Below are 22,387 nucleotides of genomic sequence, written 5' to 3'. Positions count from 1 at the left end.
AATCGGTTAAAGACGTTTTGTGCGTCAATTGAATGTGCTAGACCGGGCAGAACCGGGGTTCACACCCGTAAGTAAATGACGGTGAGGTTAGGCGGACATGATCGGCATGGGGGCGGCAGCCAAAACCATCGGCGCGGTTCTACTCGTAGCTGCGCTTTCGGGGTGCGGCGGAGATGGGGGCGCGGCCAAGAGTTCGCAACCGCTTGAAGGCTTTACGCCGGAGCAGATCTACGAACGTGGTGAGTTCGAGATGGAGCGCAACCGGACCGAGGATGCGGCCTTCTATTTCTCCGAGATTGAACGTCTCTATCCCTATTCGTCCTGGGCTAAACAGGCCCTGATCATGCAGGCCTACGCCTACCATCTGGGCCGGGACTATGAGGACAGCCGCGCCGCCGCGCAGCGCTATATCGACTTCTATCCAACCGAAGAAGATGCCGCTTATGCGCAGTATCTGCTGGCATTGAGCTACTATGACCAGATCGACGAAGTGGGCCGCGATCAGGGGCTGACCTTTCAGGCGCTGCAATCGCTGCGCACCGTGATCGAGGTCTATCCCGACAGCGAATATGCCAGTTCAGCGATCCTGAAATTCGACCTCGCCTTTGACCATCTGGCGGGCAAGGAGATGGAGATCGGTCGCTACTACCTGCGCAAGGGGCATTACACCTCTGCTGTGAATCGATTCCGCGTCGTGGTCGAGGATTTCCAGACCACCACCCATACCGCAGAAGCGTTGCACCGTCTGGTGGAGGCCTATCTGTCGCTGGGACTGGTGAATGAGGCGCAGACCGCCGGTGCTATTCTGGGCCATAACTATCAATCGACCGAATGGTATGAGGACAGCTTCAAGCTGCTGACAGACAACGGGCTGAAAATGCGCGATGTCGGCAACAACTGGCTGAGCCAGATCTACCGTCAGTCCATCAAGGGGCAGTGGCTTTAATCGCCACGTCCGCAATGGGGCCGGGCCATGCTGCGCGCGCTTGATATCCGCGATATCCTGATTATCGACCATCTTGAGCTGAATTTTCAGCCGGGATTGAACGTGCTGACCGGGGAAACCGGCGCCGGTAAGTCCATCCTGCTGGATTCGCTTGGGTTTGTTCTGGGCTGGCGGGGCCGTGCGGAACTGGTGCGTCAGGGCGCCAAACAGGGCGAGGTTCTGGCCGAGTTCGACCTGCCCCCTGACCATCCCGCCCACGCGGTACTGGCTGAGGCCGGGTTGCCCGGTGGCGACACGCTGCTCTTGCGCCGTGTGAACACCGCTGAGGGGCGCAAGACCGCCTGGGTCAACGACCGGCGCTGTTCCGGTGAGGTCTTGCGGGCGCTGTCGGAGACTCTGCTGGAGTTGCATGGCCAACATGATGACCGGGGGCTGCTGAACCCGCGCGGCCATCGCGCCATGCTGGATGAATTTGCGGGGCTGGGCGACATGTTGGCCACCGTGCGTGATCGCTGGGCCACGGCCAGCCGGGCACGAAAGGCTGTAGAGGAAACCCGTGTCGCGCTGGAGGCCATCCGCGCCGAAGAGGACTTCCTGCGCCATGCGGTGGCGGAGCTGGACGCGCTGGATCCACAGCCCGGCGAGGATGCCGCGCTGGATCAGCGGCGGCGTGAGATGCAGTCTGCCGAACGTATTCGCGGTGATATTCAGCGCGCGCAGGGTATTCTGTCAGAAGGCGCCGAGGCGGCACTGGGTGATGCGCAGCGGTGGCTGGAAGGGGTCTCGGATCAGGCAGAAAACGCGCTGGATGCGCCAATTGCCGCGCTGCTCAGGGCGATGATTGAGCTGGGTGAGGCGCAGGACGGTGTGGCGCGGGTGCTGGAAGGTTTGGATTTCAACCCAGGTGAGTTGGAGGAGAGCGAGGAGCGGCTCTTTGCGATCCGGGCATTGGCGCGCAAACATGATGTGCTGCCGGATGATCTGGGTGGATATGCCGAGACGTTGCGCCAGAAACTGGCGGCTGTTGATGCGGGCGATCAAGATATGGCCAATCAGGAGGCCGCATTGGCCGAGGCTGAGGCCGTCTATGCCGGCGCAGCCGCGCAACTGTCAGCCGCGCGCCGAGAAACAGCTGCTGCACTGGACACGGCGGTGATGGCGGAACTCGCTCCGCTGAAAATGGAGCGGGCCGTGTTTGAGACGCGGCTCACCGATACGGAACCGGGGCCGGAGGGCAAGGACGCCGTTGCCTTTACCGTGGCAACCAATCCGGGCGCGCCGGCGGGGCCACTGAACAAGATCGCCTCAGGCGGTGAGTTGAGCCGCTTCCTGCTGGCGCTGAAGGTGTGTTTGCGCGGTGAGACCGGCAATCAGACGATGATCTTCGATGAGATCGACCGCGGTGTTGGCGGTGCAACCGCCGATGCTGTCGGACGGCGGCTGAAATCACTGGCAGAGGGCAGTCAGGTTCTGGTGGTGACACATTCACCGCAGGTTGCCGCTCAGGGTGCGCATCACTGGCGGGTCCAGAAACAGGTGATCGATGGCCAGACCCTGTCGCAGGTGGTGCCCTTGGATGAGGGCGAACGCGTTGATGAGCTGGCGCGGATGGTTTCTGGTGATACAATTACCCCAGAGGCCCGCGCCGCTGCCAAGGCGCTGTTGGCCGGCTGATGTAGAACTGTCGCTCTGGCGACCGTAAGCGGTTGGGTTTTCACGATGGTTTAACCACCCTGTCGATAGTCTGCCGCTGAAAGAGACAAGAACGACACCGGGACAATCGGGTTCATGCCACAGACCATTCGCTCCGTTATTTCTGCCCAGTTCACTCAGGGCGTTGCCGGAGCGCGGGATGTCTGGCGGGTTCTGCGGCATCGCGGCCCAAGCCAGATCCAATTCTGGTTTATCGCCCTGCTGATTGGGATCGCCGCCGGATTTGCGGCGCTGTTCTTTCGCAAGGGGATCACGGCGTTTCAGGCCTGGGTCTACGGCGCGGAGGATGTGAATTTTCTGCATAGTTTTGCGCAGGGCATGCCGTGGTATTGGCTGGTGGCGATTCCGACGCTGGGGGGGCTGGTGGTGGGGCTGATCCTGCACCGGTTTACCCCTGATGCCCGCGTCCGCTCCGTTGCCGATGTGATTGAAGGGGCAGCCCTGGGGGATGGCCGGGTTGAGATGCGCGCGGGACTGGCATCGGCCTGTGCGTCCTTCCTGACGCTGAGCACCGGAGGCTCAACCGGGCGAGAGGGGCCGGTGGTGCATATGGCTGGTGTCATCTCAACCTGGGTCAGCAACCGCATTCAGGCGGATGGGATCACCGGGCGTGACCTGCTTGGGTGTGCGGTGGCGGCTGCGGTCTCTGCCAGTTTTAACGCACCCATCGCCGGGGCGCTGTTTGCGCTTGAGGTGGTGCTGCGGCATTTTGCGGTCCATGCCTTTGCGCCAATTGTGATTGCCTCGGTTGCTGGGACAGTGATCAATCGGTTGGAATACGGCGATGTGACCGAATTTGATCTGATCACGCCGGGTGCGCTGCAGTTTTATGTCGAACTGCCGGCCTTTCTGATGCTTGGGCTGATTTGTGGGCTGGTGGCGGTTGTGCTGATGCGCTCGATCTTTTTTGCCGAACAGCTCGGTAATGCGCTGCAGGATCGGCTAAAGCTGCCGCGCTGGCTGCGGCCTGCGGCGTCGGGTCTGCTGCTGGGCGTGATTGCGGTTTGGTTCCCCCATATTATCGGTGTCGGCTATGAAACCACGGTTCTCGCGCTGACAGGCGCGCTGGTGTTGCATCAGACAATCCTGTTTGCGATGGTCAAAACCGCCGCTGTGGCGATCACCATGGGCGGGCGTATGGGGGGCGGGGTGTTTTCCCCCTCGCTGATGGTGGGCGCGCTGACCGGATTGGCATTCGGGCTGATTGCAACGGCGGTGCTGCCGGATGTCTCGGGGACACATACGCTTTATGCCTTTGCCGGAATGGGAGCGGTGGCCGCCGCTGTTCTGGGCGCGCCGATTTCCACCACGTTGATTGTGTTTGAGCTGACTGGCGACTGGCAAATTGGCCTGGCGGTGATGGTGGCGGTGTCGATGTCGACGGCGCTGGCCTCGCGCATTGTGGATCGGTCGTTTTTCCTCACCCAGCTGGAGCGGCGCAATATTCACTGTGCTGCAGGCCCGCAGGCCTATCTTCTGTCGATGTTGCGTGCAGGCGCTGTGATGCGGCCGATGGGAGATCCGCGTTGTGCCAGCGCCGAAGATTGCGCGGATCTGATTGAACAGGGGTTGTCGATCCGGGCCTCCGCCTCACTGGAGGCGGCGATGCCGATCTTTGATCGGGCGGAACTGATGTATCTCCCGGTGCTGGCCGAGATGGAGGGTGGCGACAATCCGCCGAATCTCATCGGAGCTCTTTACCACATTGATTCGCTCAAGGCCTACAACCGCGCATTGGCCGCGGCGGCCGCGGAAGAGCACAGCTGACTGCTAAAAACTGCGGCAACCCAACGCCAGTTTGCGACATTTCCGACAAAGGCGTCGCTAAAAGACATGTTTACCCGCAAAAGACGATCTCGAATATGTGATATTTCTGAAACGGGTGTTCGGTTTTTTCCTTAAGTAATTTTAACCTTTATCGGCGGAGCCGTTTAATTATGGTTAACATAAGAGTAATGGTGATCATTCTTCGGAAGTGAAAACATGCAACACAATAAAATCAGCCCAACAGAGGCTGAACACGTGGCGAAGGCAGTAGAGCAGGAAAACGAACGCGCGTCTTATGAGGCGTTGATCGACTATGTTGTTCAAAGCGCACGGGATGCGCAGATGTTCTGCACAGGCGAGTCTGTAGAGGCGGCGCGTGAGCATCTGTGCCAAACGATCCTCAGCTGACAGTCACGGCGTTTCAGTCGGCCTATATTGGTTTCTTAATTGGTATTTATCTATTTCTTCAGATCCGCTTCACGGGATCTAATAAACGGCCCTGGTAATGCATAGCATAAAACGATCGAATTGATCGTTATACGTGCGCCTTGCTGTCGTTGGGGTTGCTAGTGTCGCTGGCTGTGCCCGTGGTTTTGGGTCGTTTTCAGACCCAGCTTGCCAGCGCATTCCTGATCTTTCACGGTCTCACAGAGACCCGGAGCCACTTGATGTGCGAGGCTTCTGAAGGCTTGTAGGTCTGGGCGAAAGCTTGCTTATCCATAGACAAGGCGCCCCGAATGGAGCGCCTGTGAAGTGTGAATGGCGTATTCTTGCCGATGATTTTCGGATCTCAGATCTGTTCGACCTTGACTGAGTCCCCGGTGACAAAGGCGAGGTGGTCCTTGATCTCAGCCACGGCGTCGAGCGGAGCTTCATAGCTCCAGACGGCGTTTTCAGTCACCGAGGATTTGTTCACGATGGAGTAGTAGCTGGCGTCGCCCTTACCCGCGCAATAGGTGGTCTTGTCACTGCGGTCCAGGAAGGCTGTTGCGATGTCTCCGCGGGGAAAATAGATGACGGGCGCCAGATCGCCCTCGCTCAGCTCAAGCGCGTTGCTGCTCTCGCCAAGCACTGCGCCACCAGAGCGCACCACCCAGGTGCCTGCTGCCTTGCGAATTTGGATCTTAGTCATGGTCTTTTCCTTCACGTCGTTCGTCACGGATCAATATCGTCTTTGGTTGTAACACTGCGGTATCACAGCGGTGCCGTAGCGGCATCCAGCCAGCGTCGCGCCGGGGCTGTTACGTTGGGTCCAATCTTGTCGGCCACAGCCGCATGATAGATGTTCAACCAGTCCCGCTCTGCCGTTGTGAGCATCTCTGCGACGATCAGTCGCCGGTCCAGCGGGGCATAGGTCAGGGTGCGCCAGCTCAGCATGTCACGGTCTGCGTCAGCGCTGTCCAGCTCAGACGCCGGTTCTACCACCAACAGGTTTTCAATGCGAATGCCAAATGCGCCTTCGCGGTAATATCCCGGCTCATTGGAGAGGATCATCCCGGGGTCCAGCGGAACGGTACCAGCGCGGCTGAGCCTCTGCGGCCCTTCATGAACGCTGAGGAAGGCACCAACGCCATGCCCCAGCCCATGATTGAAATCCTGTCCGGCGAGCCAGAGCGGCATTCGACCCACCGCTTCGATGTCGCGCCCGGCGAGGCCTTTGGGCCAGCGCAGCCGGGACATGGCAATCATGCCCTGAAGGACGCGGGTATAGGCCTCTCGGGCCTCCTGCGGTGGGGTGCCGACGGCGAGGGTACGGGTGATGTCTGTGGTGCCATCCAGATATTGCCCGCCACTGTCCAGCACCAGGAGGTGGCCGTTTTCCAGCGTGGCATTGCTGTCCTCGCTGACGCGATAGTGGATGATGGCGCCATTGGGGCCGGTGCCGGAGATGGACTCAAAGCTGATGTCGCGCAGTTTGGGATCCTTGCGGCGCTCCGCTTCGAGGCGTTTGACCACGTCGATTTCGGTGACCGTACCGGGGGGCTGAGCGTCCAGCCAGGCAAGGGTTTCGACGACCGCCGCCCCGTCGCGCAGATGAGCGGCGGCGCTGCCCTCGACCTCGGCGGCGCATTTGCGGGCCTTGGGCAAGGCGCAGGGGTCACCGGCTGCGACCAGCGCATCACCGAGCTGATCGGCGACGATCTGGGGCAGGGTGGTCGGGTCAGCGGCGACGGCTGCGTTCTGGCCCTGAGCAAGGTCCGCCACCGCCGGGAGGAAGGCCGTAGGCGCCTGCACTGACACGTCCGGGCCGAGATGTGCGGCGACGTCAGCCAGCTTTTCTGCGGCCATGAACAGATCCACCCGCGCGTCGGCCTGCAGAATGGCAAAGCCGTGGGCGACGGGGTTGTGGGCGATATCGCTGCCACGGATGTTCAGCAGCCACATGATGCTGTCAGGCAGGGTGATTACTGCGGCACTCTGCCCCGCGTTGCGCAGCCCCTCGGCCAGAGAGGCGATTTTCGCAAGGGCCGTTGTGCCTGCGTATTCAACAGGATGGGCGATAACGGGCTGCATGGGCGGGGCGGGCTGATCAGGCCAGATGCGGTCCACGAGATTGCCGCATTGCACAAAGTCAAAACCATGGTCGCCCAGTGATATTTTCAGCGTCTTGATCTGGCTGGCGGAATGCAGCCAAGGATCATATCCGATGCGTCCGCCCTCTGGCAGCTGTTCTTTCAGCCAGTCGGCGAGCTGCACCTCCGGCCAATGGACCGGGGTGTAGACCTCCGCCACCTGCTGTTTCACCTGCGTACGATACCGCCCGTCGATGAAGACACCTGCGATGTCCCGCAGCACGGCGCAGAAGCCGGCTGAGCCGGTGAAGCCGGTGAGCCAGGCCAGCCGCTCATCGCCGGGGGCAACATATTCGCCTTGATGGGCATCTGCGCGGGGCACCAGAAAACCGTCCAGCGCCTCCTGTTGCATCTCTGCGCGCAGCGCGTTGAGCCGGGGCGGACCCTGGTCCGGGCGGGTCGCTACGTCAAAGGTCTGGAACATCGGCTCCCTCCATCTGTTTCGGGTGGTCCGCGACGGTCGGTCAGGGCGCAGCGACCGGCCCTTCTGGGAGGGTGTTGCGCGACGTCGGCAGGAACAAGGAAATGACGCGGCAGTCATGGCGCGCTCTGTCCCGAACACTTGTTCCAAATCCGGCGGCTTCCCGCAACCCCTGTAGCACAAAGCCCCGCACCGAAGCGGCGCGAGGCTTTGAACAGAGCAGTGCGGCTGAGTTTCTCAGCTTGCGCGTTTGATGCCCATCACACGGGCACGGGCGCGTGGGTCACTGTCAAACAGGGCCGCCAGCTGTTCGGTCATGGCACCTGCCAGCTGTTCGACATCGGTGATGGTGACGGCGCGATCATAGTAGCGGGTCACATCATGGCCGATGCCGATGGCCAGCAGTTCCACCTGTTTGCGCCGCTCCACCATGGCGATCACATCGCGCAAGTGTTTTTCCAGATAGTTGGCCGGGTTCACCGACAGGGTGCTGTCATCCACCGGCGCGCCGTCGGAAATCACCATCAGGATCTTGCGGGCTTCTTGCCGTGCGACCATGCGACGATGCGCCCATTCCAGCGCCTCACCGTCGATGTTTTCCTTCAGGAGGCCCTCTTTCATCATCAGGCCGAGGTTGTCACGGGTCCGGCGCATCGGCGCATCGGCACCTTTGTAGATGATGTGGCGCAGGTCGTTCAGGCGTCCCGGCAATTGCGGGCGGCCCTCATTGAGCCAGGCTTCGCGGGCCAGGCCGCCTTTCCAGGCGCGGGTGGTAAAGCCGAGGATTTCGACCTTCACGTTGCAGCGTTCCAGCGTGCGGGCCAGAACATCGGCGCAGATCGCAGCGATAGAGATCGGGCGGCCCCGCATGGAGCCTGAGTTATCCAGGAGCAGTGTCACCACAGTGTCGCGGAATTCGGTGTCTTTCTCGCGTTTGAAGGACAGGGGCGTGGTGGGGTTCGCGACCACACGGGCCAGACGACCGGCATCCAGAATGCCCTCTTCCAGATCAAACTCCCAAGAGCGGTTCTGTTGCGCCTGAAGGCGGCGCTGCAACTTGTTGGCCAGCCGCGAGACGGCCCCCTTCAAGGGTTCCAGCTGCTGGTCGAGATAGGCGCGCAGACGCTCCAGCTCGGCCGGTTCGGCGAGATCTTCGGCGGCGATTTCCTCGTCATGGGCATCGTTGAAGACCTGGTAGTCAGGATCAGCTTCGGAGACTGCGGGCGGGGGCGGCGGATCAAGCGGCGCTTCACCATCGGGCATCTCGGTGTCTTCGGCCAGTTCCTCGTCGGCCATCTCATCCATGGAGACCTGCGCCTGACTTTCGTCCTGCTGCTGCTCCTGAGCCTGCTCGGGGTTCGCGTCAGCTTCTTCCTCGTCAGAATCGTCCTGACCGTTGCTGTCGGGGTCCTGCTGCTCCTCAGTGTCCTCTTCAGCGTCGTTTTCCTGCTCATCGTCGAGCTGGTCCGGGTCCTCACCCAGCTGATCGCCATAGCCAAGATCGGTGATCACCTGACGGGCAAATTTGGCAAAGGTCGCCTGATCCTCGATAGTGTCATCAAGGTTCGCCAGTGTTTCACCGGCCTGCTGCTCAATGAAACCGCGCCAGAGTTCCATGACATTGGCAGCAGCTTCAGGCATTGGGCGGCCAGTGGCCAGATGGCGGATCAGATAGCCAGCCGAGACCGCCAGCGGCGCCTCGGTTGCGGATTTGATCTGGTCGTAGCCCTTGCGCAGGGCCTCGTTCTGGATCTTTACGTCAATGTTGGAAGCGGTGCCGGGCATGTGCCGCGCGCCCATCGCCTCGCAGCGGGCGGACTCCAGCGCCTCGTAGAGATCCCGCGCCATATCGCCGGGTGGGGCGTAGCGGGCATGGGTGGCGGTGTCGTGGAATTTGTGGCGCAACGCCAGTGCGTCGGCGGTGCCACGGGCCAGCAGCACTTCCTCGCGGCTCATCCGGCGGGAGACCTGCGGCAGCCGCATATTGTCGCCCGTGAGCCCTGCGGGGTCGACGGAATAGGAGACGTTCAGCTCAGAATCGTCAGCCATCACCTTGGTGGCTTCGGCCAGCGCCTTCTTGAACGGATCGGCGGGGTTGTCGTTGGGCTTATTCATGGTCGCACCTTTTCCGCTAGTCAGCATCGCCCTTGCCCGATTGAAAGTCCAGCGCATGTGCTGCGGATAAAGCAGCGGCTGTCCCGGCGGAGTGGGCGAGACGCGCCCGCCCATTTTGCCGGTGGCAAACCGTCGCTTTGACGGGGGCGGGTCGGGCGCTGCCCGGCCTGCGGCCGGGCGGCAGTTTACCAGTTAGCCCAGCGAAACGCTGGCAGCGCTTTCGGGCAGCTCTTCGTCAAAGCAGCGCTGGTAGAATTCGGCCACGGTCTGGCGCTCCAGCTCGTCGCATTTGTTCAGGAACGACAAGCGGAAAGCATAGCCCACATCGCGGAAAATCTCGACGTTCTGTGCCCAGTTGATCACGGTCCGGGGCGACATCACGGTGGACAGATCGCCGTTCATAAACGCGGTCCGGGTGAGGTCGGCGACGGTCACCATCTGGGAGATGGTCTTGCGCCCCTCGGCGGTGTTGTAATGCGGCGCCTTGGACAGCACGATGGCCGCTTCTGCATCATGGCTGAGGTAGTTCAGCGTCGCCACCAGCGACCAGCGGTCCATCTGGGCCTGGTTGATCTGCTGAGTGCCGTGATACAGCCCGGTTGTATCACCGAGGCCCACGGTGTTGGCGGTGGCAAACAGGCGGAAATAGGGGTTCGGCGTGATGATCTCATTCTGGTCCAGCAGCGTCAGCTTGCCGTCATGTTCCAGAACACGCTGGATCACGAACATCACGTCGGCGCGGCCTGCGTCGTATTCGTCGAACACGATCGCAACCGGGTTGCGCAGCGCCCAGGGCAGGATGCCTTCGTGGAATTCGGTGACCTGCTTGCCGTCGCGCAGCTTGATCGCGTCCTTGCCGATGAGGTCGATCCGGGAGATGTGGCTGTCGAGGTTCACCCGCACAGAGGGCCAGTTCAAACGGGCGGCAACCTGTTCGATGTGGGTCGATTTACCCGTGCCGTGATATCCCTGGATCATCACGCGGCGGTTGTGGCTGAAGCCTGCGAGGATGGCCAGTGTGGTCTCAGGATCGAATTTATAGGTGGGGTCCAAAGCCGGAACCCGGTCAGAGCCTTCGGCGAAGCCCTTAACGGTCATATCCGTATCAATTCCGAACACATCGCGCACCGAAAAGGTCTCGGTGGGTTTCGCGTTCATATCCAGCAAACCGTCGGTCATCGCAGTCGATCCTTATCCTCATCCGCGCAGCGTCCGTCGGCTGCGGGCAATCCGCTGGATTGGTGCCTGATCTTGTCTGCAATCGCAAGGGGCCATGGTCGGGTTTAACCAGCTGTCGTGACGTTTGGATCAAAACTGGCCCTATGGGGGCTGTCGCGGCCAGTGGATGCACTATCTTTCATCCGCTCAGTTAATGTCGCGGCGGGGGGGCTGCAGCGCGATGGGATGCGGCAGCAAACGCATAGCGGGGTTGCGTTCGTCAGCGGTCTGTGGCGCCTTGGTGGGCAAATGAACCCTGTACAAAAGGGGCCAAAGCCGATATCAGCGCGCACTTGGATGAGGACATCCGCGTTCCTGCGCAGTCGGGGACATTCCCGATATCGGCGTGGCCAAGGTGGCGCGCCCCGCAGCAAGCGAAATGAAATCTTGAAAACAGCACTCGAACAAGCGCTTCAGGCGCGCGGCTACGAGCATTTGACACCCGTGCAAGAGGCCGTCACTGCAGCCGAGCTGGACCAGTCCGACCTTCTGGTGTCGGCCCAGACCGGTTCCGGCAAAACCGTAGGCTTTGGCCTGGCGATGGCCCCCACATTGTTGGGCGACGCCGAGAAACTGGACCGTGCCGATCTGCCGCTGGCACTGGTCATTGCGCCGACCCGTGAACTGGCGTTGCAGGTCAAACGCGAACTTGGCTGGCTTTATGCCGAAGCCGGGGCACATGTGGTCTCTACCGTTGGTGGTATGGACATGCGCGATGAGCGGCGTGCACTGGAACGTGGCGCCCATATCGTTGTGGCGACACCGGGCCGGCTGCGCGACCACATCATGCGCGGCTCCCTCAACCTGTCGCAGGTCCGCGCCGTGGTGTTGGACGAAGCCGATGAGATGCTCGATCTGGGCTTCCGCGAAGATCTTGAATTCATTCTGGGCGAGTCCCCGGAAGAGCGCCGCACATTGATGTTCTCGGCCACCGTGCCTGCGGGCATTGCGCGGCTGGCGGAGACCTATTTGAAGGATCACCAGCGGATCAAAACCGTGGCAGAAGCCTCGCAGCATGCGGATATTGAATATCAGATGCTGGCCGTGGCGCAGCGGGATGTCGAGAACGCGGTCATTAACGTTCTTCGCTTCCACGAGTCGCCCAATGCGATTGTGTTCTGCAACACCCGTGCGGTGGTGAACCGGATGACCACGCGGCTGAGCAATCGCGGGTTTTCCGTGGTTGCCCTGTCCGGTGAGCTGTCCCAGGCGGAGCGGTCCAACGCGCTGCAGTCCCTGCGGGACGGGCGGGCCCGTGTCTGCGTGGCAACGGATGTGGCGGCGCGCGGGATCGACCTGCCGAAGCTGGATCTGGTCATTCACGCGGATCTGCCATCCAGCCATGAGACGCTGTTGCACCGGTCGGGCCGTACTGGCCGTGCCGGGCGTCAGGGCGTGTCCGCGCTGATCGTGCCGCCAAAGGCAAAGGGCAAGGCCCTGCGCCTGCTGCGCTCGGCCAAGATCACGGCAGAGACCAGCCCGGCCCCCAGTGCCGATGATGTCCGCAGCCGCGACTTTGAGCGCCTACTAGGCGACAAGGCCTGGAGCGAACCGGTCAGCGAAAACGAGACCGCCCCTGTGGCAGAGCTGGTTGAGCGGTTCTCGCCCGAGCAGCTGGCCGCCGCCTATCTGCGTCTGTTCCACGATCGCCACAGCGCGCCTGAGGAGCTGAGCGATCCGCAGCACGACAAACGTGAGCGCCAAGAACGCGCGCCCTTTGGTCCGTCCGTGTGGTTCGCCGTCAGCGGTGGCCGCAAGGCCGGTGCCGAGCCGCGCCGACTGCTGCCTGCACTGTGCAATGCCGGAGGGCTAACCAAGGATGATATCGGCGCGATCCGGGTTCAGTTTGACCAAAGCTACGTGGAAGTGCGCGAGGGCAGCGCCGAAAGCTTCTGGGGCGCGGTGAAACATGACGGTCTGGAAGAGGGGGCAAATGTCACCCGTCTGGATAAAGCGCCGGATCTGCCCAAATCCCCACGCCCGCAGGGCCGTGAAGGCGGTGGTTTCCGCGATGACAAACGCGGCCATCGTGGACAGGATCGCGGAGATCGCGGAGATCGCGGAGATCGTGGAGATCGCGGTGGCGAACGGGGGGAGCGTAAGCCCTATGGCGACAAGCCCCGCTTTGACAAACCGCGCGGCGACAAGCCTGCTTACGGTGACAAGCCACGTGGTGAAAAACCATATGGCGACAAGCCGCGGGCCAGCAAACCCTATGGCGATAAACCGCGCAGTGACAAACCGGCCTATGGCGACAAGCCCCGTTTCGATAAGCCCAAGCGCACAGGTGAGGGCGGGAAAGCCACGGTGACCGCACGCGGATCGTCGGACCGGGGGGCAGCGCCGTCGGCGCCTGCCAAACCTGCGGTTCCGGGTAAGCCCAAGGGCGATTGGTCCAATCCGGGAAAATCGGGTCGTAAAGGACCGCCTCCGCCGAAGGGGAAGCCCAACAGCAAGAAAAACAAGGCACGTGCAGCCGTTGCCGGGAAAGCCGGTGGCAACGCGCGGCCTCAGCGCAAGGGCAGCTGAACTGCTCATCATTGTAAAAGAAGAAGCCACGGCGCCAATGTGCCGTGGCTTTTTTAGTTTTCATGTTGCGTGCTGAGCGGCCCTCTTAGTCATTCGCCTGCTGATCCCCGGTGTAGGCGGATTTCGGCAACCATGGCCCGTCCGATGTCAGAGATCGCTTGATTGCGCCTAGCGAAATTCGCGTCGGTTTCTGTAATATAGATTGCAGCAAGATATTCGCTGCCCTGCGGAACCCGTAGAAACGCGATGATCCCACGCGAGCCGTGGCCGCCGGCGCCGGTTTTGTCGCCGATGGTCCAGCCCTCGGGCAGATGGGCGCGGATCAGATCGTCGGCGAGCTGATCCCGCTGCATCCAATCGGCCAGCTGCGCGGACGAGGGTCCGCTGAGCATGGTTCCCGATAGCGCTACATGCAAAGTGGATAGCACACTGCGCGGGGTCGTGGTGTCACGGTGGTCGTCCGGCGTGGCGCTGTTGAGGCCGGTTTCCCAACGGTCCAGACGGGTGATCAGATCGCCGCTGATCTGCATAAACTCGGTGAACCCCTCCGGCCCGCCAATCCGCTCCAGAAGCAGATTTGCAGCGGTGTTGTCACTGCGGGTGATCGTGGCTTCGCAGAGTTGGGCAAGACTGCGCGTGGTGCCGATATAGCGCTCGGTCACCGGCGAGTGGCTGACCAGATCCTTACGGCGGATCTCTACACGGGCGGTGAGATCCTCCGTGCCCTGATCGACCTGCGACAGGATCGCCGCGCAGAGCAGCGGTTTGAATGTGCTGTTGAGCGGAAATCGGTCATCAGCACTATGGGCGATTTCCCAGCCAGTGGCAGGGTGAATCAGCAACACCCCTAGCCGGGCATCAAGCGCCGTCTCCCAACTGCGGATGGTCTCAGCAAGATCTGAGGCGAGCGCTTGGGTCGAGAGGAGTGCCACACAGGCAAGAGCGCTGACGGCGTGGCGAATCTGTCGGTGAAACGAAAACATGGTCTTTTGCTTTCTATGCTTGATAAATAATCTGGTTTGTCTGGGCCGGGGGCGTGAAATATCTGCCCTATATGTCTGCTAGTAGAATTGACCTGTAGATTTGACCCGTATGGGGGCCTGACTGGCAATCGGGGACTGGGTCTGCATGCGGCCGCCCAACGTCGCGCATGAAGCCAGTCCCGTAGCCGATGTTCAACGGGCGCCCGGCTGATAGGCGAAAACCTGCGGGAGGCGGCGCAGAGGACAAAGAAAAAGCGCCGCTTGCGCGACGCTTTCCGGTGTTTCGAAACGGCTAAGAGGCCGGTGAGTCGAAGGGACGTAGATGCTGCTGCTTACTTGAAGCTGCGGCTGTCCTTGATCTGATCCCAGGCCCAGACCACCTCTTGCAGCTGTTCTTCCTGGCTGCGGTCGCCCCCGTTCATATCGGGGTGCAGCACTTTGATCAGCTTTTTGTAGGCCTTGCGAATGTCGGCCTTGCTCCAGTCGTCCTTTGCCTCCAGCACCTCAAGCGCGCGACGTTCGGTCGGCGGCAGGCGGCGCCCGGCAGGGGCGGAGCGGCCGGGATTGCGGGTGGCGTTCTGGCCCAGCACCTGATGCGGGTCCTCAATGCCAAGCCGCGCCCAAGCGCGTGCCTCTGGATCGCCCATGGGTTTGGTCTGGCGTTCCCAGACCTTGTCCTTGGACTGCTGGGCGTTCAACTCAGCCTCGGTGGTGCCTTCGAAGAAGTTCCACTTGTTGTTATATTCGCGCACGTGCTCCTGGCAGAACCAGTAGAAATCATCCAGCACATCGGGAGCCTTGGGCGCGCGAAACTTGCCGGGCTCATTGCAGCCTTCCTTGTCGCAAACGCGTTGGGAGGTCTCGGACGCGCCGGTGGCGGCCCGCCGCCCGCGGGGGTTCTTTTTCTTCGCTGACCGGATGGACATATCGAAACCAAAGGGATCTGACTTGGTCATGGGGCGCACCTTCTAGACGCAACTGTTCGACTCGGAGGCAGCAGTTTAGTCTAAGGGGCGGCAGATTGAAGGGGGCAGGGAAAATTTATAAGGGGATTTTTATGCAGGACACGACAGAATGAGCATTCGTGAGGAAATTGAGGCGCGCCTGCGCGCAGAATTTGCGCCAAGCGTGCTGCGGGTCGAGGATGAGAGCGATCAACACATTGGCCACGCGGGTCACGACGGGCGCGGCGAGAGCCATTTCAACGTGCATATCCGGGCTGCGGCCTTTGCGGATATGAGCCGCGTCGCGCAGCATCGTGCGGTGCATAGAGCGCTCGGCGATATCGTGCCGCGCATCCACGCGCTGGCGCTGGATATTGGCGCCTAGCGCGGCAAGTCAGGCAAAGCCCCGCCTATGTGACCAAGCGGCAACGTCGGCGGGGAATTCCGGTAAGGGGCTGGTCAGCTCCCTGCCGGATCCTTGGAAGGGACTTGTGCTTTCATCAGCTTTGGCTCGGCCTTCGGTGTAGGCTTGGCCGCAGCATCTTTTGGAATTGCGGCCAGGGTCGCTCGGGCCTTCAGTGCGGCGGTCACGCCGGAAACCGGGCTCAGTTCTTCAACACCGTCATCGGCCATCATCGCGCGTGCGCCACGTCCGGGAACCGCGACGGCACCCTCTGGGGCTTCCGGGTCGCCAGCAATCGCGGTCGGCGGGGCGATGGGGCTGGTTGTGGCGGGACCAAGTGTTGGCACAGCTGCGATTTCTGACGTGGTTTTGGACTCCGTTTCGGAACCGGCGGCCGTAGGGGGAGATGTTTCACCATCCGATGTGTCGGCACCGATGGCGGCGCCCTGCGCGGCAATCTGGGCGCTGAGCTGAGCTGCCAGTTGGGCGACGGCTGTGGACTGAGAGGCTTCAGCCGCTGCCGGCAAGGCGCGGCGGAAAATCAGCACATTGCGCCAGTTGGTGGTCGAGCCGGTCAGCCCACTGCGTTCTTCTGATGGCAGAAGCTCCGCGCGCTGATATTCCCAACCCTCTGCCGCCATCTCATTAAGCAGAATATCGATGGAGTTGGCGAACCGGGCCTCGGCAGTTTTGACCCCTTTGGCCTTGGTGCCCTTGGCGGGGGCGGGAACAACTTTGTACTCAAAAGCTTGCATAAACGTCTCCTGTGTCGGCGGCAGGTTTAGCGCAAGCGTGCGGGGGGTCAAGCGTCCGCGTTCCCCATGGGCGGGGACCTGTCGTTGAGAAATCGACCCGCAGTATAACCAGATTACACTGCGGAATTCCAGTTTGATGACGCGAGGAGGTGCTCTGATGTCAGAACGAAGCGGTCAGGCGTGCGTGAGGTGCACTCTGAACAGGCACAAGAAAGGGCGCCACCGGGGCGCCCTTGGTCAATCTGCAATTGGGTTTGATCTGCGATTGGTAGGTTGCGCTCACTCGCCCAGTTTCTTGGCTACCAGCTCATTCACGGCCTTGGGGTTGGCCTTGCCGCCGGTGGCTTTCATCACCTGGCCGACAAACCAGCCCGCGAGTTTGGGGTTCACCTTGGCTTTTTCGACCTGCGCGGGGTTGGCGGCGATGATCTCGTCTAGCGCGGCCTCGATGGCGCCAGTATCGGTGACCTGTTTCATGCCGCGTTCTTCGACGATCTGCGCCGGGTCGCCACCTTCGGTATAGACGATCTCAAACAGATCCTTGGCGATTTTGCCCGAGATGGCGTCCGAAGAAATCAGGTCAATGATGCCGCCGAGCTGCGCCGGGGAAACCGGGCTGTCGGTGATCTGTTTGTCCTCATCCTTCTTCAGGCGTCCGAAGAGTTCGTTGATCACCCAGTTGGCGGCCAGCTTACCGCTGCGACCCTTGGCGGTTTCCTCAAAGAAGGTGGCCGATTCCACGTCGGCGGTCAGGACCGACGCGTCATAATCGGACAGACCGAAATCCTTGATGAAACGTCCCTTTTTCTCATCTGGCAGTTCCGGCAGGTTGGCGGCGATATCATCCACCCAAGCCTGTTCGATTTCCAGCGGCAGAAGGTCGGGATCAGGGAAATAGCGGTAGTCATGCGCCTCTTCCTTGGAGCGCATGGAACGGGTTTCGCCCTTGTCTGGATCGTAGAGCCGGGTTTCCTGGTCGATGGTGCCGCCGGCCTCGATGATGGCGATCTGGCGGCGGGCCTCCACGTCGATGGCCTGCTGGATAAAGCGCATGGAGTTCATGTTCTTGATCTCGCAGCGGGTGCCGAGATGGGAGAAGTCCTGGGTTTCCTGGTACTTCTCATACTGACCCGGACGGCAGACCGAGACGTTCACATCGGCGCGCAGGTTGCCGTTCTGCATATTGCCATCGCAGGTGCCCAGATACTGCATGATCTGGCGCAGTTTGGCGATATAGGCGGCGGCTTCCTCGGGCCCGCGAATGTCGGGGCGCGAAACGATCTCCATCAGGCAGACGCCGGTGCGGTTGAGGTCCACGAAAGACATATTGGGGTCCATGTCATGGATGGATTTGCCCGCGTCCTGCTCCATGTGGATGCGTTCCACCCGCACGTTGCGTGCGGTGCCGTCGCCCAGTTCCACCAGCACTTCGCCTTCGCCCACGATGGGGTGATAAAGCTGAGAAATCTGGTAACCCTGCGGCAGGTCGGGGTAGAAATAATTCTTGCGGTCAAAGGCCGACCACAGGTTGATATCGGCCTTGAGACCCAGACCGGTGCGCACGGCCTGTTCAACGCAATAGTCGTTGATCACCGGCAGCATGCCGGGCATCGCCGCGTCCACAAAGGCCACGTTTGAGTTTGGCTCAGCCCCAAACTTGGTGGAGGCGCCGGAGAACAGCTTTGCATTGGAGCTGACCTGGGCATGCACCTCCATGCCGATGACCAGTTCCCAGTCATGCTTGGCGCCCGCGATCACTTTGGGCTTGGGGAGTTCATATGTCAGGTCGAGCATGGTTTTCCGCCGTATCCGAATGTCTATAGTTGGCAAGCGTTCTAGGCGTCTGCGCGGGCAGGGGCAAGAGGGCAGGTCGCGCGGAAAGCTGTGAACGGCGAGGAAGGCACTTAAATTGCTCGGGCTGCAAGCCCCGGCAGCGCCCGTCCGCACCCATGGGCGGGCGCTTCGCGTCCACCCTCGGACGGACGCTGCCCTTTGCAATGGTTTGCCTGGGGTTGATTCAGCCTCTTGGCGGGGTGCATCAGGAGGGCTAGAACTGGCAGCCCGAGCAGTTCAACAGGAGGCCGCCTTGGACACATCCGCCCGCATCAGCCAGACCATCGCCGGTGAAATCAGCGCCAGTGCGAAACAGGTAAGCGCCGCTGTCGCGCTGCTGGACGACGGGGCCACCGTGCCCTTCGTCGCGCGCTACCGCAAGGAGGCGACAGGGGGCTTGGATGACAGCCAGCTGCGGACCCTGGCGGAGCGGCTGGAATATCTGCGTGAGCTGGAGAAGCGGCGGGCGGCGATCCTTGAGTCGGTGAAATCGCAGGACAAGCTGACCGATGGTCTGGCGGCTTCAATCGCCAAGGCAGAGACCAAGGCGCAGCTGGAAGATATCTATCTGCCCTACAAGCCAAAGCGGCGCACCAAGGCGATGATTGCGCGCGAAAACGGGTTGGAGCCACTGGCAGATGCGATTTTGGCCGACCGCCGCATAGACCCGGAAAAGCTGGCGGAAGGGTATATTACCGAGGCTGTGGAAACGGTGAAGGATGCGCTGAATGGCGCGCGCGATATCCTGACCGAGCGGTTGACGGAAAATGCCGTTCTGTTGGGGCGGTTGCGGGCGTTCCTGCAAAAGGAGGCGGTGGTCACCGCCAAGGTGGTCGAGGGCAAGGAGCAGGAAGGCGCGAAGTTTTCCGACTATTTTGCACATACCGAGCGCTGGGCCGATGTGCCCTCGCACCGCGCGCTGGCGATGCTGCGGGGGTCGAACGAAGGCGTGTTGACGTTAGACGTCGGGCCGGAACCGGAACAGGGCGTGGCCCGGGCGGAAGGCATGGTGGCGGCAGAGTTGGGCGCGGGCGGCAACGGTCCCGGCGATACATGGCTGCGCAAGGTCGCCGGCTGGACCTGGCGGGTGAAGCTGTCGCTCTCGATGATGCTGGAGCTGATGGGTGATCTGCGTGGCCGCGCGCAGGAGGATGCCATTCAGGTTTTTGCCCGCAACCTCAAGGACCTGCTGTTTGCCGCGCCAGCCGGTGCGCGACCGACCCTCGGGCTGGACCCGGGCATTCGCACCGGCGTCAAGGCGGCGGTGGTTGATGCCACCGGGAAATTGGTGGCCACCGAGACGTTGTATCCGTTTCAGCCGAAGAATGATCTGCGCGGCGCGCAGGTGTCGATTGTAAAATTGATCGCTGAACACGGGGTGGAACTGATTGCCATCGGCAATGGCACCGCCAGCCGCGAAACCGAGCGGATGGTGGCGGAGGTGCTGAAACATCTGCCTGCGAAGGTGAAGGTTCCGACCAAGGTGGTGGTGAGTGAGGCGGGGGCCTCGGTCTATTCCGCGTCGGAACTGGCAGCGCGGGAGTTCCCGGATCTGGACGTAAGCTTGCGTGGGGCGGTGTCGATTGCCCGGCGCTTGCAGGACCCGTTGGCGGAACTGGTGAAAATCGAACCCAAGAGCATTGGCGTCGGTCAGTACCAGCATGATGTGGACCAGCACAAACTGTCAAAATCGCTGGAAGCGGTGATTGAAGATGTGGTGAACGCCGTGGGCGTGGATCTCAACATGGCGTCGGCGCCGCTGCTCTCCCATGTCTCGGGCCTTGGTCCGGGTCTTGCGGAGGCAATTGTGGCGCACCGTGATGTGAACGGGGCGTTTGCCTCGCGCCGCGAGCTGCTGAAGGTGGCACGTCTTGGCCCCAAGGCGTTTGAGCAATGCGCGGGCTTCCTGCGCATCCGCGACGGCAAGGAGCCGCTGGATGCGTCCTCGGTTCACCCCGAAAGCTATGCTGTGGCGCGCAAGATCGTCGCGGCCTGCGGGCGCGATATCCGGCAGATCATGGGCGACGGGGCAGCGCTGAAGTCCTTGCGGGCGGAAGAGTTTGTCGGCGGCGAGGTGGGTCTTCCAACCGTGCGCGACATTTTCGAGGAATTGGAAAAGCCGGGCCGCGATCCACGCCCTTCGTTTGTGACGGCCTCGTTCAAGGATGGGGTTGAGACGATTACCGATCTGAAGCCGGGGATGGTGCTGGAGGGCACCGTGACCAATGTGGCAGCCTTTGGCGCCTTTGTGGATATCGGCGTGCATCAGGACGGGCTGGTGCATGTGAGCCAGCTGGCCGACCGGTTTGTGAAAGACCCGCATGAGGTGGTGAAGACCGGTCAGGTGGTCAAGGTCACCGTTACGGAGGTGGATGTCCCGCGCAAGCGGATCGCGCTGACCATGAAGAAGGACGGCGGAGCCTCTGCCAAAGAGGAGCGTAACGCACGCGGACCGGCCAAGGGAGGCGGGCCGCAGCGTGGCGCCAAGCCGGGAGGCCATCAGGGTGGTCGCCAGGGCGCTCATCGTGGGCAGGGCAAAGGTGGCAAGGGGCCGATGACGTCAGGCCCCAAAGGCGGGCAGGGCCGAGATCAGGGCTCAGGCCAGAGTACTGGCGCGCTGGGCGCGGCCCTGATGGATGCCTTCAAGAAGACCTGAATTGTGGAGTATCATTGAAGAGCAGGGCTGCGGGGGTGACCTCGCAGTCAGTCGGGTGAGACACGCAGTCCCTTCGCCGAGAACTCAACCCGCTGACCGGCCTCGATCTCGTGGCGAAACAGGCCGGCGATGAAGCGCAGCGCGTCGCGACGGCCGTGGTCGGCAAAGCGGCGGGCGGAGGTGACACGCAGGTTGTTGTCAAATCGCTGGGCTGCATGGGCCCAGATCAGCGGATGTATTTCGCGCAGGTGATCGCGGATCAGCCATTCTGCGGCGTCTACGATTTCGGCGCGCTGCGGGGTGGCGTTTTCCGGCGTATCTTCGCCGTAGCGCAGCGCCACGGCGCAATAGGAGGCGAGAAGGTTGATCATTTCCTGGTCCGGCTGGCGGGAAACGATATCGCGCAGCCCGTCCATGAAGAAATCAATGTCGACACGGGCGCAGGCCTCGGGATCCAGTGCAATTGCGTCAAAGTAGACCCAAGTATAGCCGCCATCGCCCCAGATCGCTTGAGTTCGGACAGCAGTGCGGCGGGCCTCCAGTTCGAGCGCGGTATAGCTGCCGAACCAGCGCGGCAGCATATGGGTGCCCAGACTGCGCATGTGGCGGTGGTTGTCGGGATCAAGATCAATGAGCGCTGCAAAATCATCGGCAACCTGCGTGGTTCCGGCAGAGCGTTGTCCGGCCAGAAGGGCGGTTTTGGCGGCGGCAATGAAGGGGCTGTCGAGCGCAATACCATCCAGCGGATGCAGCAGGGCAGCGGCGCGGTCGAAATGTGCGGCGCAGCGCTGGCCATTGGCGACGGTGATTGACAGGACATCGGAATAGCCGCGCCAGATCCAGGCCACATCAATATGCGCAAGGGCCACAAGGGTGCGCAGATAGGGATCGTCTCGGTGTTCGACGCACATCGCCTCAAGCCCCATAACGCCTTCGATCATCTTGCGTCGGTCACCGGCGTGGCCAAGGCTGAGAGCATGTTCGACCGCATTGACCACATCGCTGCGCGCGCCATGGGCCAGCAGCTCGGCCACGGGCAGGCCATGGGGCGTGTTGTGGCGGGCCTTGTCGGCCTCGGCGATATGTGCGGACAGCTCGCCCCATCGGTCCTGACGGGCGAGGAATTGCCCCTGATCCTGCAAGGCTCCGCTGTTGGTGTCCTGTGCCGGTTCGCAGATTGGCACGATCAGCTGGTTTTTGGTCGCGTCTTTTGCGGAGAGGCCGCTGGACTGCGTCTGGTGCCGAGATGCGGTGTCCTGAAAGGTCAGTTGGCCGGGTTGTAGCCCTGTGCTTGAGGCTGCCGCTGCGCGGCTGTCACCGGATAAAAACGAAGAAAAAACCTGTCTGAAAAGGTGGCGCGCTGGGGTGTTTTTGTTGAGCATATCTATGTCCGCGTGCTGGCAGCTTAAATCACTGCAAACAGACTGCCCCGGCTTTGGGGCGCAATCATGGCGGGCGCGGGCCATTGAAAAGGACGATTGGGATATTCCGGTGACCAGTTAACGCGCGTTAAGAGTTGGGTTTGCAGTGG

General features: G+C 61.7%; 16 protein-coding genes. 7 read left to right on the top strand and 9 right to left on the bottom strand.

Going from position 1 to position 22,387, the window contains the following annotated elements; genetic code table 11:
* The first annotated feature begins 97 nt into the window (after positions 1-97).
* From GAL_RS12315 to GAL_RS12300, 4 genes are all read left to right on the top strand, one after another.
* The gene (locus GAL_RS12315) at positions 98-946 is read left to right on the top strand and encodes an outer membrane protein assembly factor BamD (protein WP_024097905.1); all 849 of its coding nucleotides are present in this window, start codon (positions 98-100) and stop codon (positions 944-946) included.
* Positions 947-973: 27 nt separating this feature from the next.
* Positions 974-2,620, top strand: coding sequence for a DNA repair protein RecN (recN, locus tag GAL_RS12310; RefSeq protein WP_024097904.1), 1,647 nt, complete (start codon positions 974-976; stop codon positions 2,618-2,620).
* Positions 2,621-2,734: 114 nt separating this feature from the next.
* Entirely contained in the window at positions 2,735-4,426 is a 1,692-nt protein-coding gene (locus GAL_RS12305; RefSeq protein ID WP_024097903.1) for a chloride channel protein, read from the top strand.
* Between the two features lie 216 nt (positions 4,427-4,642).
* Positions 4,643-4,834, top strand: a complete 192-nt coding sequence (locus GAL_RS12300) for a hypothetical protein (RefSeq protein ID WP_014879533.1) — start codon at positions 4,643-4,645, stop codon at positions 4,832-4,834.
* Between the two features lie 382 nt (positions 4,835-5,216).
* Here GAL_RS12300 and GAL_RS12295 read toward each other — a convergent pair whose 3' ends face one another.
* From GAL_RS12295 to cobS, 4 genes are all read right to left on the bottom strand, one after another.
* Positions 5,217-5,558 (bottom strand): DUF427 domain-containing protein, encoded by a 342-nt coding sequence (locus GAL_RS12295; RefSeq protein WP_024097902.1) that lies wholly within the window; start codon positions 5,556-5,558, stop codon positions 5,217-5,219.
* A 62-nt stretch (positions 5,559-5,620) separates the two neighbouring features.
* A complete protein-coding gene (locus GAL_RS12290) occupies positions 5,621-7,423 on the bottom strand; it encodes an aminopeptidase P family protein (protein WP_024097901.1) in 1,803 nt (600 codons plus the stop codon).
* A 234-nt stretch (positions 7,424-7,657) separates the two neighbouring features.
* Positions 7,658-9,535 carry a cobaltochelatase subunit CobT gene (cobT, locus tag GAL_RS12285; protein ID WP_024097900.1) on the bottom strand — a complete coding sequence of 626 codons (1,878 nt, stop codon included), beginning with the start codon at positions 9,533-9,535 and terminating at the stop codon, positions 7,658-7,660.
* Between the two features lie 192 nt (positions 9,536-9,727).
* A complete protein-coding gene (cobS, locus tag GAL_RS12280) occupies positions 9,728-10,714 on the bottom strand; it encodes a cobaltochelatase subunit CobS (protein WP_014879537.1) in 987 nt (328 codons plus the stop codon).
* A 426-nt stretch (positions 10,715-11,140) separates the two neighbouring features.
* On the opposite strand from cobS, the gene GAL_RS12275 reads away from it, so the two are divergent.
* Positions 11,141-13,282 carry a DEAD/DEAH box helicase gene (locus tag GAL_RS12275; protein WP_040104079.1) on the top strand — a complete coding sequence of 714 codons (2,142 nt, stop codon included), beginning with the start codon at positions 11,141-11,143 and terminating at the stop codon, positions 13,280-13,282.
* An 89-nt stretch (positions 13,283-13,371) separates the two neighbouring features.
* Here the strand turns inward: GAL_RS12275 and bla are convergent, their stop codons facing one another.
* Positions 13,372-14,265: a class A beta-lactamase gene (bla, locus tag GAL_RS12270; RefSeq protein WP_024097898.1), complete on the bottom strand. Its 894-nt coding sequence runs from the start codon at positions 14,263-14,265 to the stop codon at positions 13,372-13,374.
* 332 nt (positions 14,266-14,597) lie between these two features.
* Complete coding sequence (locus GAL_RS12265; RefSeq protein ID WP_024097897.1) at positions 14,598-15,221, bottom strand: DnaJ domain-containing protein; 624 nt, start codon at positions 15,219-15,221, stop codon at positions 14,598-14,600.
* A 118-nt stretch (positions 15,222-15,339) separates the two neighbouring features.
* Here GAL_RS12265 and GAL_RS12260 point away from each other — a divergent pair, with 118 nt between their 5' ends.
* Complete coding sequence (locus GAL_RS12260; protein WP_024097896.1) at positions 15,340-15,594, top strand: BolA family protein; 255 nt, start codon at positions 15,340-15,342, stop codon at positions 15,592-15,594.
* Between the two features lie 74 nt (positions 15,595-15,668).
* Here GAL_RS12260 and GAL_RS12255 read toward each other — a convergent pair whose 3' ends face one another.
* Both GAL_RS12255 and gatB read right to left on the bottom strand, forming a co-directional pair.
* Positions 15,669-16,367 (bottom strand): DUF4177 domain-containing protein, encoded by a 699-nt coding sequence (locus GAL_RS12255; RefSeq protein WP_024097895.1) that lies wholly within the window; start codon positions 16,365-16,367, stop codon positions 15,669-15,671.
* 279 nt (positions 16,368-16,646) lie between these two features.
* Positions 16,647-18,161, bottom strand: coding sequence for an Asp-tRNA(Asn)/Glu-tRNA(Gln) amidotransferase subunit GatB (gatB, locus tag GAL_RS12250; protein WP_024097894.1), 1,515 nt, complete (start codon positions 18,159-18,161; stop codon positions 16,647-16,649).
* 292 nt (positions 18,162-18,453) lie between these two features.
* Here gatB and GAL_RS12245 point away from each other — a divergent pair, with 292 nt between their 5' ends.
* Positions 18,454-20,856 (top strand): Tex family protein, encoded by a 2,403-nt coding sequence (locus GAL_RS12245; protein WP_024097893.1) that lies wholly within the window; start codon positions 18,454-18,456, stop codon positions 20,854-20,856.
* 47 nt (positions 20,857-20,903) lie between these two features.
* Here GAL_RS12245 and GAL_RS12240 read toward each other — a convergent pair whose 3' ends face one another.
* Positions 20,904-22,238: a hypothetical protein gene (locus tag GAL_RS12240; RefSeq protein WP_024097892.1), complete on the bottom strand. Its 1,335-nt coding sequence runs from the start codon at positions 22,236-22,238 to the stop codon at positions 20,904-20,906.
* Positions 22,239-22,387 lie beyond the last annotated feature (149 nt).

Origin of the sequence: Phaeobacter gallaeciensis DSM 26640 (assembly GCF_000511385.1) — a bacterium.
Taxonomy (GTDB): domain Bacteria; phylum Pseudomonadota; class Alphaproteobacteria; order Rhodobacterales; family Rhodobacteraceae; genus Phaeobacter; species Phaeobacter gallaeciensis.
The sequence above is the reverse complement of the archived record's forward strand: the minus strand, read 5'-3'. Positions and strand labels throughout refer to the sequence as shown.

Bases quoted from the DNA above. Each gene is read 5' to 3' on its own strand.
- GAL_RS12265 (WP_024097897.1), bottom strand. From the start codon at position 15,221: ATGACCAAGTCAGATCCCTTTGGTTTCGATATGTCCATCCGGTCAGCG.
- GAL_RS12305 (WP_024097903.1), top strand. From the start codon at position 2,735: ATGCCACAGACCATTCGCTCCGTTATTTCTGCCCAGTTCACTCAGGGC.
- gatB (WP_024097894.1), bottom strand. From the start codon at position 18,161: ATGCTCGACCTGACATATGAACTCCCCAAGCCCAAAGTGATCGCGGGC.
- GAL_RS12240 (WP_024097892.1), bottom strand. From the start codon at position 22,238: ATGCTCAACAAAAACACCCCAGCGCGCCACCTTTTCAGACAGGTTTTT.
- recN (WP_024097904.1), top strand. From the start codon at position 974: ATGCTGCGCGCGCTTGATATCCGCGATATCCTGATTATCGACCATCTT.
- bla (WP_024097898.1), bottom strand. From the start codon at position 14,265: ATGTTTTCGTTTCACCGACAGATTCGCCACGCCGTCAGCGCTCTTGCC.
- GAL_RS12315 (WP_024097905.1), top strand. From the start codon at position 98: ATGATCGGCATGGGGGCGGCAGCCAAAACCATCGGCGCGGTTCTACTC.
- cobT (WP_024097900.1), bottom strand. From the start codon at position 9,535: ATGAATAAGCCCAACGACAACCCCGCCGATCCGTTCAAGAAGGCGCTG.
- GAL_RS12300 (WP_014879533.1), top strand. From the start codon at position 4,643: ATGCAACACAATAAAATCAGCCCAACAGAGGCTGAACACGTGGCGAAG.
- GAL_RS12290 (WP_024097901.1), bottom strand. From the start codon at position 7,423: ATGTTCCAGACCTTTGACGTAGCGACCCGCCCGGACCAGGGTCCGCCC.
- GAL_RS12255 (WP_024097895.1), bottom strand. From the start codon at position 16,367: ATGCAAGCTTTTGAGTACAAAGTTGTTCCCGCCCCCGCCAAGGGCACC.
- GAL_RS12295 (WP_024097902.1), bottom strand. From the start codon at position 5,558: ATGACTAAGATCCAAATTCGCAAGGCAGCAGGCACCTGGGTGGTGCGC.
- GAL_RS12260 (WP_024097896.1), top strand. From the start codon at position 15,340: ATGAGCATTCGTGAGGAAATTGAGGCGCGCCTGCGCGCAGAATTTGCG.
- cobS (WP_014879537.1), bottom strand. From the start codon at position 10,714: ATGACCGACGGTTTGCTGGATATGAACGCGAAACCCACCGAGACCTTT.